The organism is Rhizobium sp. C104, from assembly GCF_022354505.1.
GTDB classification, from domain to species: Bacteria; Pseudomonadota; Alphaproteobacteria; order Rhizobiales; family Rhizobiaceae; genus Rhizobium; species Rhizobium redzepovicii.
In genome coordinates this window covers 2,576,263-2,591,832 of the sequence record NZ_CP092348.1, presented here as the reverse complement: position 1 = coordinate 2,591,832, position 15,570 = coordinate 2,576,263, and the positions used below count along the sequence as shown (strand labels likewise).

Here is a 15,570-nt window from a genome sequence, read left to right as displayed (position 1 = left end):
ACAAGATTTCTCGATGCAAACGAAAGGATACTGATTGGACACATTTTTCTCGGATGCCATGCCCTTCGCATGCTTCATCTTGGTTTTTGCCCTGATAGTTGCGAGTGGCAAGCGCAGTTCAGCAAGCTCCGGCGATGGCGGTGGAGGCTCGTTTGATGCCTCGGACGACGGGGGCTGTGACGGCGGCGACGGAGGTGGAGGAGACTAAATCAAACTGAAATCGATAGAATGACCGACCGCCTCAAGGCGGTTTTTTGTTGCCCGGATTCCGGGTTATGCCGGTCTGACGGGCAGTGGGCGAATTGACCTGCCATACAATCAATGATTGCCACCCTGATTGCGAGTGCGTTGCCTCGATATCCAAGTCCAGGTAGTATTGGACGAGGTTCTGGGGGGATCACTATGGTAAAATCCGAAGCTGGCAGTCCGTATATTTACGGTATCGACGCATTGCGATTTGTGTGTGCGTTAATGGTAACGATGTTTCATCTTGGATTTGCTTCCTGGGCTTCGCCCTTATATCTCAGACCCTACAAAATGCCCGTGATTGAGAATATTGCCCAACCCGGCTGGGTTGGCGTCGAACTGTTCTTCGTCATCTCAGGGCTCGTCATCATCAACTCTGCCGCTTCGGCTACCGCGATGTCGTTTCTGAAGGGGCGAATTCTGCGGCTATATCCGGCGGTATGGATATGTGGGTCACTGACACTCCTCTTCATCGCAACGCAGGATGTTAACAGGCGGATTATCAAGAACTTTCTTCGGTCGATCACGCTGTACCCCGGCGGCCCATGGATAGACGGTCAATATTGGACGTTGGCCTGTGAGATCTGTTTCTACGCCCTTGTCTTCATCCTGTGTGCGGCCGGTCAAAGGGCGAGGATGCCAGCGCTGGCGCTCGGCCTGTCGTTGGCAAGCACGGGTTTCATCACTCTGTTGAACGCCTTTCCCGATTCAGAGGTGCTGGCGATATTCACCGATACTGCCTGGCGGGCCGTTCCCTTTTACTACGGCTGCCAATTCGCCATCGGCATCTACATCTACATCTGGCTTTTGTCTCAAACCCGGATGAGCAGGGTTTCGTGGGTGGGTTTCGTCTTCGCGCTGGTAGCGGGTGCCACTCAGATTTACATGGCAGCCGGCAGCACCAGCGAGCGAACGCTTGCCGCAGCTGGTCACTCCTTCTCGCCGTTTCCGGCAATCTTCCTCTGGGTGGCGGGGCTGATATTCATCGCCGCGAGCGTCGCCTATGGCCGGCAGATCAGTCGTCTGCCAAAAGCCTTCCTCCAAGCGGTCAAAACCCTCGGTTCGATGACCTATCCGCTCTACCTCCTGCATTTTGCCATCGGCATTCAGTTTCTCGATTGGCTGACCGGTTTGGGAGTGACACCGCTGCCGGCACTCGGTTTGGCCATTGCGATCGTCTGTCTGATGTCGCTCGCCGCGTGCAAATGGGGAGAGCCTCCCATCCGCAGCGTTTTGCGCACGGTTTTCGAGAGGCTTGGTCAATGGGCCCCGCGTTTTCAGGCAAAGGAGTCTCGGGTTTAGCTGCTCGAGTTCTCTCATGGCCCCGGCGTCGCTGGATCTGGCCGATGACGCAATCGATGTTCAACGCAGCCCTTAGAAAAGCGCAATGGCCGCCTTTGAGCCTGAAGGCGGCCATTGGTGCATTTGCGATAGCGTGCCTATGCTTTATGCGCGCGCCGGCAGCAGGGGATAGCCGACCATGACGGCGCGGCCGAGGAGGGCGGCGACAAAGGCCTTGATCACATCGCCGGGAACGAAAGCCATCGAGCCGACGAAGGCTTTCGGGAAGCCGAGACCGGCGACCGTCGCGAGATAGGTGATGCCGAAAGCATAGAGAACGACGATGCCGCCGACCATGGCGGTGAGGAAGAAGCTGACCGTCTGCACCACGCCGGACTGCCGGTCGTTGATCAGCCGCTCGCTGAGGTAACCGGTGACGAAGGCGGCAAAGATCCAGCCGATGAGGAAGCCGGCCGTCGGCGAGGCGAAGATCGCAAGCCCGCCGCGGCCGCCGGAAAGCACCGGCAGGCCGATGGCGACGAGCAAGAGCACGATCAGCACGGCAATGGCGCCGCGCCGGGCGCCGAGCACGACGCCGGCCATCATGACGCCGAGCGATTGCGCGGTGATCGGCACCGGAATGAAGCCGAGCGGGATCGGCGGCAGCAGGCCGAGCGCCACGATGATTGCGGCAAAGAGGGCGGTGAGAACGAGGTCGCGGGTGCTCATCATGAATTCCGTGGTTAAAATTGATTAACTTCCATGCCGTCGAATGCCGCGCGCGTCAATCGCCGCGGCGATATTATCCGCATCCTTGAGCGTCAGGATGATCAGCGGCGCAAGCAGGCTCGCCGGCCGGACCTTCAGCCCGCGCGCCCTGTGTGCCTCGCGGATCGCCTGGTAACGGTCGACGATTTCAGGCACGAAACGCAAGACCAGGCCCAGCGCCAGCCCGATATCGTCGGCCCGCACCCGGCCCGTACGCTCCAGCGGGCGGGCAAGTGCCGTCACTTCGTCGATGAAGGCGGTGATCGACGTCGTCGCCGTCACGGCGGCGGCAAGCAGCATCAGCGCCGTCAGCCGCAGCGGCGGCACGAGCGCCTGCTGCCAGGGATTGAAGAGCAGGTTGAAGAGCGCGACGACCGCGATCGTCAGAAAGATCGGCCGCAGCCGCCTCAGCGCGGCGCCCATCGGCAGGCCGACCATGCGATAGAGGATCGCCGCCGCCAGCACGGCGAGAGACAGCAGCACGAGATTGCCGGTGATGAACAGCACGATGCTGAAGATCGCAAGCGACAGCAGTTTCACCCGCGGCGAAAGCCGATGCATTGCGCTGTTGCCTTCGACATAGAGCGACTGCATCAGAGGGCGATCTCCCTGTAGCGGGCGATCGCCTCAGTCGCCGGCGCATCCGCGGCAAGCCGCCCTTCATGAAACAGCAGCACCCGCTCGAAACCGGCGATCAGCTCCAGATCATGGGTGATGACGATGGCGCTTTCGGCAAGTCCGGCGATAATTCCTTCGACCAGCGCCCGGTTTTTGAGATCGAGCTGGTTTGTGGGTTCGTCGAGGATCAGAATACCGGGCCCCGTCGCCAGCACCGAGCAGAGGGCTGCCACCTGCAGCTCGCCGCCGGAAAGCTCGTGCGCCCGCCGCCCGGCCAGCGCCTCGGCGCCGAAGCGGGCCAGCACGCCCTCGACTTTCGCCTCGATCTCCGCCTTGGTGAAGCCGCGCCGCTTCAGCCCGAAGGCGATGTCGTCCCGGACGATCGGCATGATGATCTGGTTCTGCGGCGACTGAAAGATGAAGCCGACATCGGCTGCCGCCGTCTTCTCGTCGGCCGTGTCACGGCCGTTGACGGTGACCCGCCCGACCGTCGGCTTGGTCAGCCCGTTGATCAGCCGCGCAAACGTGGTCTTGCCCGAGCCATTGAGCCCGATGACGCCGATGCGTTTGCCGCTGATGCCGAGCGTGAGCGGCGCGAGCGCCACCCGCGTTCCGAAACTGACCCCGGCGCCTTCGAAGTGTATGTCCAAACCAGTTCCTCGCATTTTTCATCGGAGGAGATTGCCGATCCCGGCCCCTCATCCGGCTGCCGCCACCTTCTCCGCGCAGGCGGGGAGAAGGGGATATGCCGCACCATCTCCTTCTACCTCGACGCTGCGTCTGGCACGTCCCCTCTCCACGTCAAAACGGGGAGAGGTTTAGGGTGAGGGGCAGTCATTGGCGCCGACCTGACAGCAGTGCTTCTACAAAGAGCAAACCTCGCTGTCGACATCCGATAGCGATATCGGGTGGCTAGGAAGATTTTCCGCGTTATGATGTATCCATGACGAATCTGCTCTCCAATTCCGACGCCCGCCGGGTCTTCCTCGCCAAGCAGGGCCTCAGCGCCCCGCCGAACCGCGCTTTGACCAAGCAGGGGCTGCTGCAACTGATCGGCGAGCTGGGGTTCGTTCAGGTGGACAGCATCCAGACGGTCGAGCGGGCGCATCATCAGATCCTGTTCTCCCGCAACCAGACTTATCGGCGCGAGCATCTGACGGCACTGCTCGAAAAGGACGGCGCGCTGTTCGAGCACTGGACGCACGACGCCTCGATCCTGCCGAGCGCCTTCTTCGTCTATTGGAAGCACAAGTTCCGCCATCAGGAGAAGGTCATCGTCGAGCGCTGGCGCAAATGGCGCGGCGAAGGCTTCGAGGCGGCCTTCGAGGAGACCTATCAGCGCGTCGAGCGCGACGGGGCGATCCTAGCGCGCGACATCAAGGCCGACGGCCATGTTTCCGGCGGCTGGTGGAACTGGCATCCGAACAAGACGGCGCTCGAATATTTCTGGCACACCGGCAAGTTCGCCATCGCCGGCCGATCGAACTTCCAGAAGATCTACGATCTCACCGAGCGCGTCATCCCGGCCGAATTCCGTGAGCCGGAGGTGAGCCGCGAGGACTTTATCGACTGGGCCTGCCGCAGCGCGCTCACCCGCCTCGGCTTTGCCACCCATGGCGAGATATCGGCCTTCTGGAACCTCGTCTCGCCCGAGGAAGCCAAGGCCTGGGTATCAGCCCATCGCGACGAGCTCGCCGAAGTGCTGATCGAACCGGCGCTCGGAGCCAAGCCGCGCCCCTCCTGGGCCTTTGCCGATTTCCTCTCGACGCTCGACAACTACCCCGCCGCACCGCCGCGCATCCGCGTACTCAGCCCCTTCGACCCGATGATCCGCGACCGCAACCGCACCGAACGCCTGTTCGGCTTCTTCTACCGCATCGAGATTTTCGTCCCCGAGCCGAAGCGCGAATATGGCTATTACGTCTTCCCGCTGCTCGAAGGTGACAGGCTGATCGGCCGCATCGACATGAAGGCGGATCGGAAAAAGTCGACGCTCGATGTCAAGCGGCTCTGGCTGGAGCCTGGCGTGAAGCCGTCAGCCGGGCGGCTGGAGAGGCTGGAAGCCGAGCTGGAGCGGCTGGCGCGGTTTGCGGGGGTAGAGAAGGTTGTGTTGCTCGACGGCTGGAGAGGATAAAACCCCTCCCCCTTGTGGGGAGGGGGCTTCTCCGAGCCTCAGCAAATCTCCGTCTTGCTGATCTTGATCCCGAAACCTTCCAGCCCGACATAGTGGCGCTCGCGGCTGGTGAGCAGCTTGATCGAGCTGACGCCGAGGTCCTTGAGGATCTGGGCGCCGAGGCCGATTTCCAGCCATTCGCTGTCGCGGCTCTGCGCTTCGGCATGGGCTTCGCGGCCCTGGTTGCGGGCCTTGCGGCCGTTGTCGTGGTGGCCGACGCCGACCGAGCCTTCGCGCAGGTAGACGATGACGCCGCGGCCTTCCTCGGAAATCTTCTGCATGTAGAAATCGACCGGGCTGTTCTTGCCGAAGAGATCCTCGGCGACATTTTCCGGATGCAGGCGCACCGGGATGTCGACGCCGTCGCGGATGTCGCCGAAGACGACGGCGAGATGCTGCATCGGGTCCCAGGGCAGGGAATAGGTATGAGCCTTGGCCTTGCCGAACGGTGTGTCGATGTCGAAGCTCGTGCCGTGCTCGACCAACGTTTCCTTGCGCTGGCGATAGGCAATGAGATCGGCGACGGAGACGAGCTTCAACCCGTGCTGCTCGGCGAAATCGACCACCTGCGGGCCGCGCGTGACGGTGCCGTCGTCATTGACGAGTTCCGAGATGACGCCGATCGGCGGCAGGCCGGCGAGTTTGCAGAGGTCGACGGCCGCTTCCGTATGGCCGGAGCGCATTAGCACGCCGCCTTCGCGCGAAACCAGCGGGAAGATGTGGCCGGGCCGGACGAAATCGGCGGCGCCCACATTCGGATTGGCGAGGTTGCGCACCGTCAGGGTCCGGTCGTCGGCGGAAATGCCGGTCGTCGTGCCGTGCTTGAAATCGACCGAGACGGTGAAGGCCGTCGTATGGGCCGAGTCGTTTTCCGCCACCATGGCGTTGAGGTTGAGGCGCTTGGCCTCTTCCTTCGGCATCGGCGCACAGACGATGCCGGATGTGTGGCGCACGATGAAGGCCATCTTCTCCGGCGTGGTGTGCACGGCGGCGACAATCAGGTCACCCTCGTTCTCGCGGTCATTGTCGTCCATGACGACGACGATCTCGCCGGCCTCGAAAGCCCGGATGGCGTCGACGACGCGCTTTTGATCATACGACATGGGGCGCTCCTATTTCAGGCGGCCGGTCTGGCCGCGGTCGCGAAGATAATGGTCAGCGATGGCGCAGGCGACCATCGCCTCGCCGATCGGCACGGCGCGGATGCCGACGCAGGGGTCGTGCCGGCCCTTGGTGCGGACATCGACATTCTTGCCGTCGGCATCGATCGACTGGCGCTCGGTCAGGATCGACGAAGTCGGCTTGACGGCGAAACGTGCCACGACAGGCTGTCCGGTCGAGATCCCGCCGAGAATACCGCCGGCATTGTTGGAAAGGAAGATCGGCGTGCCGTCATTGCCCATGCGCATCTCGTCGGCATTGTCTTCGCCTGAGGTTTCGGCTGCGGCAAAACCATTGCCGATCTCGACGCCCTTGACGGCGTTGATCGACATCAGCAGCGAGGCGATGTCCTGGTCGAGCTTGGCATAGATCGGCGCGCCGAGGCCGGCCGGCACGCCTTCGGCGATCACTTCGACGACGGCGCCGATTGAGGAGCCGTTCTTGCGGATGCCGTCGAGATATTCTTCCCACACAGGCACGATCGCCGCATCGGGGGAGAAGAACGGGTTCTGGCCGACCTGATCCCAATCCCAGTTGCGGCGGTCGATCTTGTGCTTGCCGATCTGCACCAGGGCGCCGCGCACCGTGACACCGGGCACGACCAGCCGGGCGATGCCGCCGGCGGCGACCCTTGCTGCGGTCTCGCGCGCCGAGGAGCGGCCGCCGCCGCGATAATCGCGAATGCCGTATTTGAGGTCATAGGTAAAATCGGCATGGCCGGGGCGGAATTGCCGGGCGATCTCGCCGTAATCCTTGGAGCGCTGGTCGGTGTTTTCGATCAGCATCGAGATCGGCGTGCCGGTTGTCGTCATCGTCTCGCCGTCGGCGTCGAGCATGACGCCGGAGAGCACCTTCACCAGGTCGTCCTCGCGCCGCTGCGTCACGAAGCGGGATTGCCCGGGCTTGCGCTTGTCGAGCCAGACCTGCAGGTCCTCGAGCTTGAAGCGCAGCCCCGGAGGGCAGCCATCGACGACGCAGCCGAGCGCCGGACCATGGCTTTCGCCCCAGGTGGTTACGCGGAAGAGGTGACCGAATGTATTGTGCGACATGTGTTCCCACGGTGGCGCGCCAAAGCCGGTTGCGCCATTGCTTGAAAAGGCGCGACACTCATAGGCCAAAAAACCGTCGAGGCAAAAGCCTTTCTTTGCGTCAAACCGGCGGTGGCGGAAATGCTGTTTCCGTCCCTGTCAAAGGAAGGCGGTCAGGATGCCAGCCGCCATCCCGTTCCGGTGGCCTCGGTGGTGAAATCGTCGAAGGAGAGCGGCCGCGAGAAGGCATAGCCCTGCAGGATGTCGCAGCCGAGATCGCGCAGCAGTTCGGCATGGGCCGCCGTCTCCACCCCTTCGGCCACCGTCTCGACGCCGAGCGAGCGGGCGATGTCGATGATCGAGCGGACCAGCGCCCGCTCCTGTGTTGCGCCGACGATCGGCTGCACCAGCTGGCGGTCGATCTTCAGGCGCTTGGGCTTCAGCTTCAACAGGCTGACGATCGAGGTATGGCCGGTGCCGAAATCGTCGATCTCGATATCGATGCCGAGCGCCTTGATGTGCTCGAGATTGTGCGAGACGACGTCCTCGCTCTCGTCGAGGAAGATCGATTCCACCAGTTCGAAGGAAAGCTCGCCGGGGCAGATATGCAGGTCGGCGAGCGATTCCAGCAGGCTGCCGTCATGCAGCCGTCGCGCCGAAACATTGACCGAGACCTTGGGCACGGCAATGCCTTGCGCCGTCCAGCGCATCTTGTCGCGCAGCGCCGTTTCCAGCACGATCCTGTCGAGCATCTGCACGACATTGATCTCGTCGGCGATGCGCAGGAACTTGTCTGGCGTCAGCCACCCCTTGGTCGGATGTTTCCAGCGCACCAGCGCCTCCACACCCGTCAGTTCCATCGTCCGGGCTGAGAATTGCGGCTGGTACCAGGCGGTGAACTCGCCATTGTCGATGCCGGCGAGGATCTCGTCGGCCGTGCGCTTGGTGTTGACGATATCGGCCTGGAGATTGTGATTGAAGAATTCGAAGCGGTTGCGGCCCGTGCTCTTGGCGCGGTAGAGCGCGATATCGGCATTGATCAGCACCTTGCGCGCATCGACGTGAATGCCGTTGGCAAGCGCCACGCCGATCGACACGCCGCAGCGGCAGGAAAAACCCTGGAAATCGATCGGCTGGCGCATCTCTTCGATGATCCGCGCCGAAAGCTGTGCCATCTCCGTGTCGCCGACATCAAGGGCGAGGATGACGAATTCGTCGCCGCCGATGCGGGCGACGATATCGCTGCCGCGGACATTCTTGGCGAGCACCTTCGAGGCGTGCACCAGCATGGCATCGCCGGCGGCATGGCCAAGCGTGTCGTTGATGTCCTTGAAGCGGTCGAGGTCGATGTGCAGGATCGAGAATTTCTGCCGCTGCCGGCGGCCGTCATTCGTCAATTCTTCGAGCGCGATATCGAGCTTGCGGCGATTGGCAAGCGCGGTCAGCGGGTCGTGCAGCGAATTGTGCTCGATCCTGTTCTTGGCAAGCTCGAGCTCGATATTCTTGGCGACCGCCTCGTCCTTGGCGGCTTTCAGCCGGATCGTCATTAGCACGTCTTCGGTGGCATCGAAGGCGATGCCCATGATCTTCATCTCGCCGGTCCCCGTCTGGTGGACCTTGCCGACGGAGCGGACATAGCGCACCGCGCCGCCATCGACGATCACCCGACAGACGAGGGTGTGGGTATCGCCATTTTTCTTGAAGTGGCGCGCGCTTTCGAGCGCCAGACCCCGATCCTCGGGGTGGATGCAGCCAAGCCAGGTCTCCTCGGTCATGAAGCCGTTGCGCGGCGCAAGCCCATAGAGCTCGTGCATGCGCTCGTTCCAGATCGAGCCGCCCCGGTCGGGCCGCGCTTCCCAGATGCCGCATTGATAGGAGTTGAGCGCCAGGTCGAGCCGGCTCGACAGCTCGGCGAGTTGTCCCTCGCGGCTGGAAAGCTCTTCAAGCGCCAGCTCCAGCTCGGCATTCTTGACCTCGCTCATGTCTTTCGCCTTGCGCAGCGTATCGGTCGTCTCCGCATCGGCGGTCACGTCCCAGACGATGCCGATCGTCCTGCTGACGCCGCCGGCATCGGTATAGAAGGCGCCGACCGAGCGCAGGTGACGGATGCCGCCATCGGCTGGCACGATACGGTACTGCGCCGTGCAGGCGGCACCGGCGATGCTGCAGCTGAAGAAATGCACTTCGGCGATCTCGCGGTCCTCGGGCAGGATCGCCGTTAGCCATTCGTCGAGCGCCCGGCTTCCTTCCTGCGCCGGCTTGCCGTGCAGGGCCGCCGCACGTGCATCCCAGAGCAGGCTGCTCGAATGATCATCCAGCTCCCAGATGCCGATATTCGAGGATTCCAACGCCAGATCGAGCCGTTGCGACAATTCCTTGAGTTTCGCTTCGCGCGTCTCGAGCTCGGTGATATTGCGATTACGCTCCCCAAGCAGGAGGGTCGCGAAGAAGATCGGGACGATGATGATGCAGCCGGCGGCAACGACGATCAGCCGCAGCTCGGTCTGGTTCTCCGGTATCGCGTGCCAGCCGCTGTTCGGAACGACGGAAAGTTCCCACTTGCCGCCGGCAAAGCCGATCTTCTGGCGCATAGGATCCTTGTCATCGATCTCGGACGACCCGAAGAACGGCGCGGTTGTCGCGGCCCTCGCCGATGAGCCGATATCCCGGAGGGCGATCGATAGATGGTTGAGATGCGGAAAACGTTCCCGGTTCTCGCGGTCGCGCGCCGGCATCAGCCCGGTCGCCTCGTAGAACATCTGCTGGTCGATGACGAGCTCGACCGCCCCCAGAGCCGCCGTTGGCCGTTCTCCTTGACGAAAACCGGGAAGAATATGGCAAAGCCGTCCCGGCCGTCGGTGCTGACAGGGCCATAAAAGCGCGCCGACAGATCGGCGGCCGCCGGCGTCATCGCCTGGCGTGAAAACAGCGTTGCGCGCACGTCGCGGCCGATCTCCTCATTGCCGGGTAGCCGGGGATAGACGTTGTCGATGATGAAATCCGGTGCGACGGCGATGTGAATGAAGGACGGATTCTGGATCAGCAGCCAGTTGATCTGCCGCTCCATCTCCTCTCCGTTTGCCGCACTGACGGAGATCAGATTGGCAAGATCGCGGACCATGCTGAGGTCCATATTGATCTCAGCCATCACCCGGGCGCGGATGAGGTTTGCCTCGCTTTCGGTGCGGATATGAAGTTCGCGCTCATAGGATTGAGTATTGGCCCGGTCGAGGCCGAAGCCGACCATGATGACGACAAGGGCGACAAGCGATGAAACCAGAAACGAAACGCGGGTATTCTTCAACACGCGCCGTAACTGCTTGTTGTCGCTCAGCCTGAATAGCAAAATGAAACTCCCGTCTTCCGGGCGACTTTAGGGCGTGGGGGTTAATTTACGATTGCCCGCAAGCGATGCCAAAAATCATGGGAAGGCAAAAGCAGCGGTTAACACGGCGTCTTGATTATATTTAAAATCCTATTCATCAATTAGGCGGGAAAAGCCATTCTTCCGGGCAATTTTCGCCATATTCAGGAGGCTATCTGTGGCCAGTCATGTTCTCGTGCAGCGTCTGAAAAGGATTGTCGCCATGCGTTTCGTCGTCGCCACGCTTTTGGCAACAGCAAGTTTCCTGTCGCCGATGAGCGGTTTTGCCGAGAGCGCCGATGTCGAGGCGACGATCAAGAAGGTCGATACCGCCAATCTGGTGCTGACGCTCGACGACGGCAAAACCTATCAGGCGCCTGAGGAATTCAATTTCGACGGCCTCGAAGCCGGCGTGAAGGTGATCGTCTTCTATACCGAGGTCGACGGCAAGCGCGTCATCAACGATCTGGATATCGTCAAGTAGGGCGGGTCCGCGGAGGATGGCATGAAGCATGCTTCGATCGTCGTGCGTGCTGATTGGGATGAAGAGGCTGGCGTTTGGGTCGCCAGCAGCAACGATATCGAAGGACTGGCCATTGAAGCCGGTACCCTTCGAAGCCCCCAAGCCTAAACTTATCGCTGTTGCAGCCGGCCTTCTCGAGCTGAACGGTTTTACCTCTAACCAGCCGGAAATCCCGATCCACATCATAGCCGAACAACTCGTCGGCATCCCCAATCCCACAAAGTGAGCCTATCGCGGGCTAAGATGCGGCAACGCCCTACAGCCAGACGATCGTCCGCTCAGTAGTATCGATCCTGACAATCTGGTCCTGCGGGATCCCGCCTTCGGCAGCGCTGCTCTTCGGCAGGTCGGCGATCATCTGGAACAGTGTGCGGATGACGCCGCCATGGGTGACGCAGACGGTCGGGCGGTCGACGGATTGCAGCCATGAGCCGGTGCGCCAGGAGAGGATCTCGTAGCTTTCCGCGTCGTCGCCGGGCGGGATGAAATCCCATTTCGAAGCATTGCGTTCGGCCACCCGCTCGCGCTGCGTGGCCTTCAACTCCTTGAGCGTCGAGCCCTCCCAGTCACCGAAGGAGATCTCGACCAGCCTCGGATCGGTGCGATAGGCAAACGGCGGCAGGCCCATGGCGCCGCGGACGATTTCCATGGTCGCGCGCGTGCGTTGCAGCGGGCTTGCGACGAAATCGAATTCATCGACCGTGTCGCCGAGAATTTCGCCAAGCGCCACCCCGTTCTGCCGGGCCTGTTCCAGGCCCGTGGCGTTCATCGGGATGTCCTTCTGGCCCTGCAGGCGGCGCTCGGCATTCCAGTCGGTCTGACCGTGTCTGATCACGTAGATAAGCACGGTCTCTGCTCCGGGAATGCTTCAGTCCTTGACGACCGAAATGTCAGGGGCGTCGACCGCTTTCATGCCGATGACATGATAGCCGCTGTCGGCATGGTGCACTTCGCCGGTGACGGAGCGCGAGAGATCGGACAGCAGATAGAGGCCGACATCGCCGACTTCTTCGATGGTGACGGTGCGGCGCAGCGGCGCGTTGTATTCGTTCCACTTCAGAATATAGCGGAAATCGCCGATGCCGGAGGCTGCGAGCGTCTTGATCGGGCCGGCCGAGACGGCGTTGACGCGGATGTTCTGCGGTCCGAGGTCGACGGCCAGATACTTGACGCTCGCTTCGAGCGCGGCCTTGGCGACACCCATGACGTTATAGTTCGGCATCACCTTTTCGGCGCCGTAATAGGTCAGCGTCAGCATAGCGCCGCCATCCGTCATCAGCTTCTCGGCGCGGCGTGCGACCGAGGTGAAGGAATAGACGGAGATCTGCATCGTCTTGGCGAAATTGTCGGCCGAGGTGTCGACGTAGCGGCCGGTGAGCTCGTCCTTGTCGGAGAAGCCGATCGCATGCACCAGGAAATCGATCTTGCCCCAGAGCTTTTCGACGTTTGCGAAAACCTCGTCGATGGTGGCTTCGTCGGCAACGTCACAGTGTCCGACCAGCGTTGCGCCGATTTCGGCGGCAAGCGGCTCGACGCGCTTCTTCAGCGCATCGCCCTGGTAGGTGAGCGCGACTTCTCCGCCCTGCGCATGAATGGCCTTGGCAATACCCCACGCAATCGAGCGATTGTTGGCGACACCCATGATAACGCCGCGTTTGCCTGCCATGAGGCCGGATGCTTGAGCCATATTTCGCTCCCTAGGAATTCTGATTGATCCTGCCTATGGCATAGGCCGCTAATCGGTTCAAGCTTGGCCTGGATCATCAACTGTTAGGTTTCGTAACAAAGGGTGCGAAAGTCATAAATATTTCACAGGAACAGGCCTTCGCGCATGCTCCGCATGAGATCGGTGACTTTGTCGTCGGGCTTTTCCCACAGGATAATGCGCAATTCGACGACGAGATCGCCTCTGCCGCCCTCTTCGCGAGGCAATCCCTGGCCGGGAATTCTAATCGTCTTGTCCGAGCCGGACCATGCGGGGATCGTCACGTTCAGCGGCCCGCTCGGTCCTTCGATACGCGCCTCGGTGCCGAGCACGGCATTTTCGATGCTGAGCGGCAGCACCGCATGCAGATCGAAACCGGCGACCGTGAAGCGTGGATCGGGCGCAATGCGAATGTTGATGACGGCATCGCCCCGCTGCATGCCCGGCAGCTTGAAGCCTTGTCCCTTGAGCCGCAGCTCGTGACCATCCTTGGTGCCGGCCGGCAACGCGAAACCGATCTCGCGACCCTCCGGCAGTGAGGCGGTGATCCAACCGCTTTTCAGCACGTCGTCGATCGTCACCGTCGCCGTCGCCACCTCGTCGGGGGCTTTTTCCAGGCCGGTATCCTTGGCGCCGGTGAACCGGCGCACCAGGGATGTCAGGATGCTGAGCGGCAGCGGCAGGTTGGCGCCGGCATTTGGCCCAGCCTCGCCGGCCTCCTCGTCGCCCTTGGTTTCACCCTCGGCGGCGTCGCCATCCACGCGCCTGCCGGCCTCGCCAGCCTGCTGGTATTGCGCCCGTTGCGCGCGAGCCTGCGCCTGGCCGCCGGCCGCAGCGCGGGCCTGAGCGCCGAAAATGCGATCGACCATCTCGTCGGCGGGCTCGGCCGATCCTGCCTGTTGTCTGGAGCCGTCGGCGGCGGCCTTCTGGGCGGCGCGCGCAAGCTCTTCCATCACCCGCTCGGCATTGGCCTGCGCCGCCTTGGCGCGCACTGCGGCCTCACGTGCGGCCTGGCGCTGCTGCATGATCGTCTGTTCGTTCTTCTTTGCTTCCGCCATCCGCACGGCATTGTCGAACAGGCTGCGTTTGCGCGGGTCCTTCAGCGTTTCATAGGCGCGGCCGATCTCGGCGAACCGGGCGGTTGCCGTCGGGTCACCCTGATTGTGGTCGGGATGGGCTGACTTGGCCATATTGCGCCAGGCCGCCTTGATCTCGTCCGCTGCCGCGTCGCGCTTGACGCCCAGAATTTTATAAGGATCGCGCATGTTAAACCGCCGGTGTTGCGATGCGGGAAGCCACGTCCTTGCCCGGCATCCCGAAATTCCGAAATCAAAAGCCCAATAACAATTCGCGCCATCCCGTCGCACAGGCAGGGACAACCACTCTCAACGCTGATCGTGCGTCGGAGTTGCTAATCACTTCTTATTTCTATGGAGAGATGTGGGGTGTTTTGCGCCGAATGGTTAGCTCTTTGCTAAGCATTCGGCCGAAAGGTGTCGGGCGTTAACCTGTCGGCGAGCCGGATCAGCTTTCCCGCCGGAGCAGCTTTCCCGCCGGATCAGCTTTCCGGCTGGAAGCTCAAGAGCTGCCAGTTGCCGCCGCCGACGAGGCAGGTCTTGCCGTAGAATTTGGCGATGCCGACATAGGAATGCCGCGTCGTGCGGAACTGGCGGCAAACCTGGCCCGACTCGTTATTCTCGACGATCGTATCGATGACGCCGGCGCTGCCTGTCGATGCATTCGCCCAGGGAAGCGGTTGGCCCTCGAGCCTTTGCACATCAGCCGAGGTCACGGCATTGCGCACGGTCATCTCGTCCGACAGCGTATCGGTGCTCGGCGGCGTCTGCGGCACCGTGCCGGTTGCCACCGATCGGTCGACCTTGGCTTCGCTGAGAAAATCCATACCGCCTGCTAGGCAGCCGGAAAGCGAAAGCATTGCGGCGCCGATGACGAAGAACGTGCTGCTGCGATGCCGCAGGCCCTTTGTATGGCGATATGACTTTGCTATGACTTCCACCCTGCATCCTGTCCAGTTATCAAAAGCTGGGCGAGTTTTGAATAATCCGGGGCATTTGAACCAATATGTCGGCAAACGAGTTAACAAGCGGTGACTTTACCGAAAGTGGCGAACCCTTCAAGCTCTTTGCCGAATGGCTTGGCGAAGCGGAGGCTTCCGAACCCAATGACCCGAACGCCGTGGCGCTGGCAACGGTCGATGAGGATGGTCTTCCCAATGTCCGCATGGTTCTCCTGAAGGGATTCGACGACAACGGTTTCGTCTTCTACACCAATTTCGAGAGCCAGAAAGGCCGTGAAATTCTCGGCCAGAAAAAGGCCGCCATGTGTTTCCACTGGAAAAGCCTGCGCCGCCAGGTCAGGCTGCGCGGCCCGGTCGAGATCGTCACCGACGCCGAAGCCGACGCCTATTTCAAGACGCGGGCCCGCGGGAGCCGCATCGGCGCCTGGGCTTCGAAACAATCCCGCCCGCTCGAAAGCCGATTCGCGCTTGAAAAGGCGGTGGCCGAATATACTGCCCGTTATGCCATCGGCGAAATTCCGCGCCCCGCCCACTGGTCGGGCTTCCGCATCCGGCCGACCTCGATCGAGTTCTGGAAGGACCAGAATTTCCGCCTGCATGACCGCATCGAATTTCGACGGGCCTTGGCGGAAGGCGCATGGGAGAAGGTCAGGATGTATCCGTAA

The 15,570-nt window shown here is 61.8% G+C and carries 13 protein-coding genes and 2 pseudogenes; 5 read left to right on the top strand and 10 right to left on the bottom strand.

Annotation, left to right across the window (positions count from 1 at the left end; genetic code table 11):
- The first annotated feature begins 402 nt into the window (after positions 1-402).
- Positions 403-1,548, top strand: coding sequence for an acyltransferase (locus tag MF410_RS14135; RefSeq protein ID WP_097624081.1), 1,146 nt, complete (start codon positions 403-405; stop codon positions 1,546-1,548).
- A gap of 144 nt (positions 1,549-1,692) precedes the next feature.
- Here the strand turns inward: MF410_RS14135 and MF410_RS14130 are convergent, their stop codons facing one another.
- The 3 genes from MF410_RS14130 to MF410_RS14120 are packed head-to-tail and all read right to left on the bottom strand — an operon-like array spanning position 1,693 to position 3,563.
- Positions 1,693-2,256, bottom strand: a complete 564-nt coding sequence (locus MF410_RS14130) for a biotin transporter BioY (RefSeq protein WP_239620428.1) — start codon at positions 2,254-2,256, stop codon at positions 1,693-1,695.
- 24 nt (positions 2,257-2,280) lie between these two features.
- Positions 2,281-2,889, bottom strand: coding sequence for an energy-coupling factor transporter transmembrane protein EcfT (locus tag MF410_RS14125; RefSeq protein ID WP_097624082.1), 609 nt, complete (start codon positions 2,887-2,889; stop codon positions 2,281-2,283).
- Entirely contained in the window at positions 2,889-3,563 is a 675-nt protein-coding gene (locus MF410_RS14120) for an ABC transporter ATP-binding protein (RefSeq protein WP_097624083.1), read from the bottom strand. The genes MF410_RS14125 and MF410_RS14120 overlap by 1 nt, the downstream gene beginning before the upstream one ends.
- Positions 3,564-3,856: 293 nt before the next feature.
- Here MF410_RS14120 and MF410_RS14115 point away from each other — a divergent pair, with 293 nt between their 5' ends.
- Complete coding sequence (locus MF410_RS14115) at positions 3,857-5,047, top strand: winged helix-turn-helix domain-containing protein (protein WP_097624084.1); 1,191 nt, start codon at positions 3,857-3,859, stop codon at positions 5,045-5,047.
- 38 nt (positions 5,048-5,085) lie between these two features.
- On the opposite strand, the gene ribB is transcribed toward MF410_RS14115, so the two are convergent.
- The 3 genes and pseudogenes from ribB to MF410_RS14100 form a co-directional block, all read right to left on the bottom strand.
- Positions 5,086-6,189 (bottom strand): 3,4-dihydroxy-2-butanone-4-phosphate synthase, encoded by a 1,104-nt coding sequence (gene ribB / locus MF410_RS14110; protein WP_097624085.1) that lies wholly within the window; start codon positions 6,187-6,189, stop codon positions 5,086-5,088.
- A gap of 9 nt (positions 6,190-6,198) precedes the next feature.
- Positions 6,199-7,296 (bottom strand): chorismate synthase, encoded by a 1,098-nt coding sequence (gene aroC / locus MF410_RS14105; protein WP_097624086.1) that lies wholly within the window; start codon positions 7,294-7,296, stop codon positions 6,199-6,201.
- Positions 7,297-7,448: 152 nt separating this feature from the next.
- Positions 7,449-10,621 (bottom strand): annotated as a pseudogene (locus MF410_RS14100) (EAL domain-containing protein).
- Positions 10,622-10,862: 241 nt separating this feature from the next.
- Between MF410_RS14100 and MF410_RS14095 the strand changes: the two are divergent.
- On the top strand, positions 10,863-11,123 hold the full coding sequence (locus MF410_RS14095; protein WP_003569889.1) for a DUF1344 domain-containing protein: 261 nt from the start codon (positions 10,863-10,865) through the stop codon (positions 11,121-11,123).
- Between the two features lie 21 nt (positions 11,124-11,144).
- A pseudogene (locus MF410_RS36780) lies at positions 11,145-11,388 on the top strand (DUF1902 domain-containing protein).
- A gap of 30 nt (positions 11,389-11,418) precedes the next feature.
- Here the strand turns inward: MF410_RS36780 and MF410_RS14085 are convergent.
- The 4 genes from MF410_RS14085 to MF410_RS14070 all read right to left on the bottom strand — a co-directional run bounded on the left by MF410_RS14085 (position 11,419) and on the right by MF410_RS14070 (position 14,884).
- Complete coding sequence (locus tag MF410_RS14085; protein WP_097624088.1) at positions 11,419-12,009, bottom strand: histidine phosphatase family protein; 591 nt, start codon at positions 12,007-12,009, stop codon at positions 11,419-11,421.
- Between the two features lie 21 nt (positions 12,010-12,030).
- Positions 12,031-12,849, bottom strand: coding sequence for an enoyl-ACP reductase FabI (fabI, locus tag MF410_RS14080; RefSeq protein WP_049736024.1), 819 nt, complete (start codon positions 12,847-12,849; stop codon positions 12,031-12,033).
- A gap of 122 nt (positions 12,850-12,971) precedes the next feature.
- Positions 12,972-14,132, bottom strand: a complete 1,161-nt coding sequence (locus tag MF410_RS14075; protein WP_097624089.1) for a DnaJ C-terminal domain-containing protein — start codon at positions 14,130-14,132, stop codon at positions 12,972-12,974.
- 293 nt (positions 14,133-14,425) lie between these two features.
- Entirely contained in the window at positions 14,426-14,884 is a 459-nt protein-coding gene (locus MF410_RS14070; RefSeq protein WP_097624090.1) for an RT0821/Lpp0805 family surface protein, read from the bottom strand.
- Between the two features lie 65 nt (positions 14,885-14,949).
- On the opposite strand from MF410_RS14070, the gene pdxH reads away from it, so the two are divergent.
- Complete coding sequence (gene pdxH / locus MF410_RS14065) at positions 14,950-15,570, top strand: pyridoxamine 5'-phosphate oxidase (protein ID WP_097624091.1); 621 nt, start codon at positions 14,950-14,952, stop codon at positions 15,568-15,570.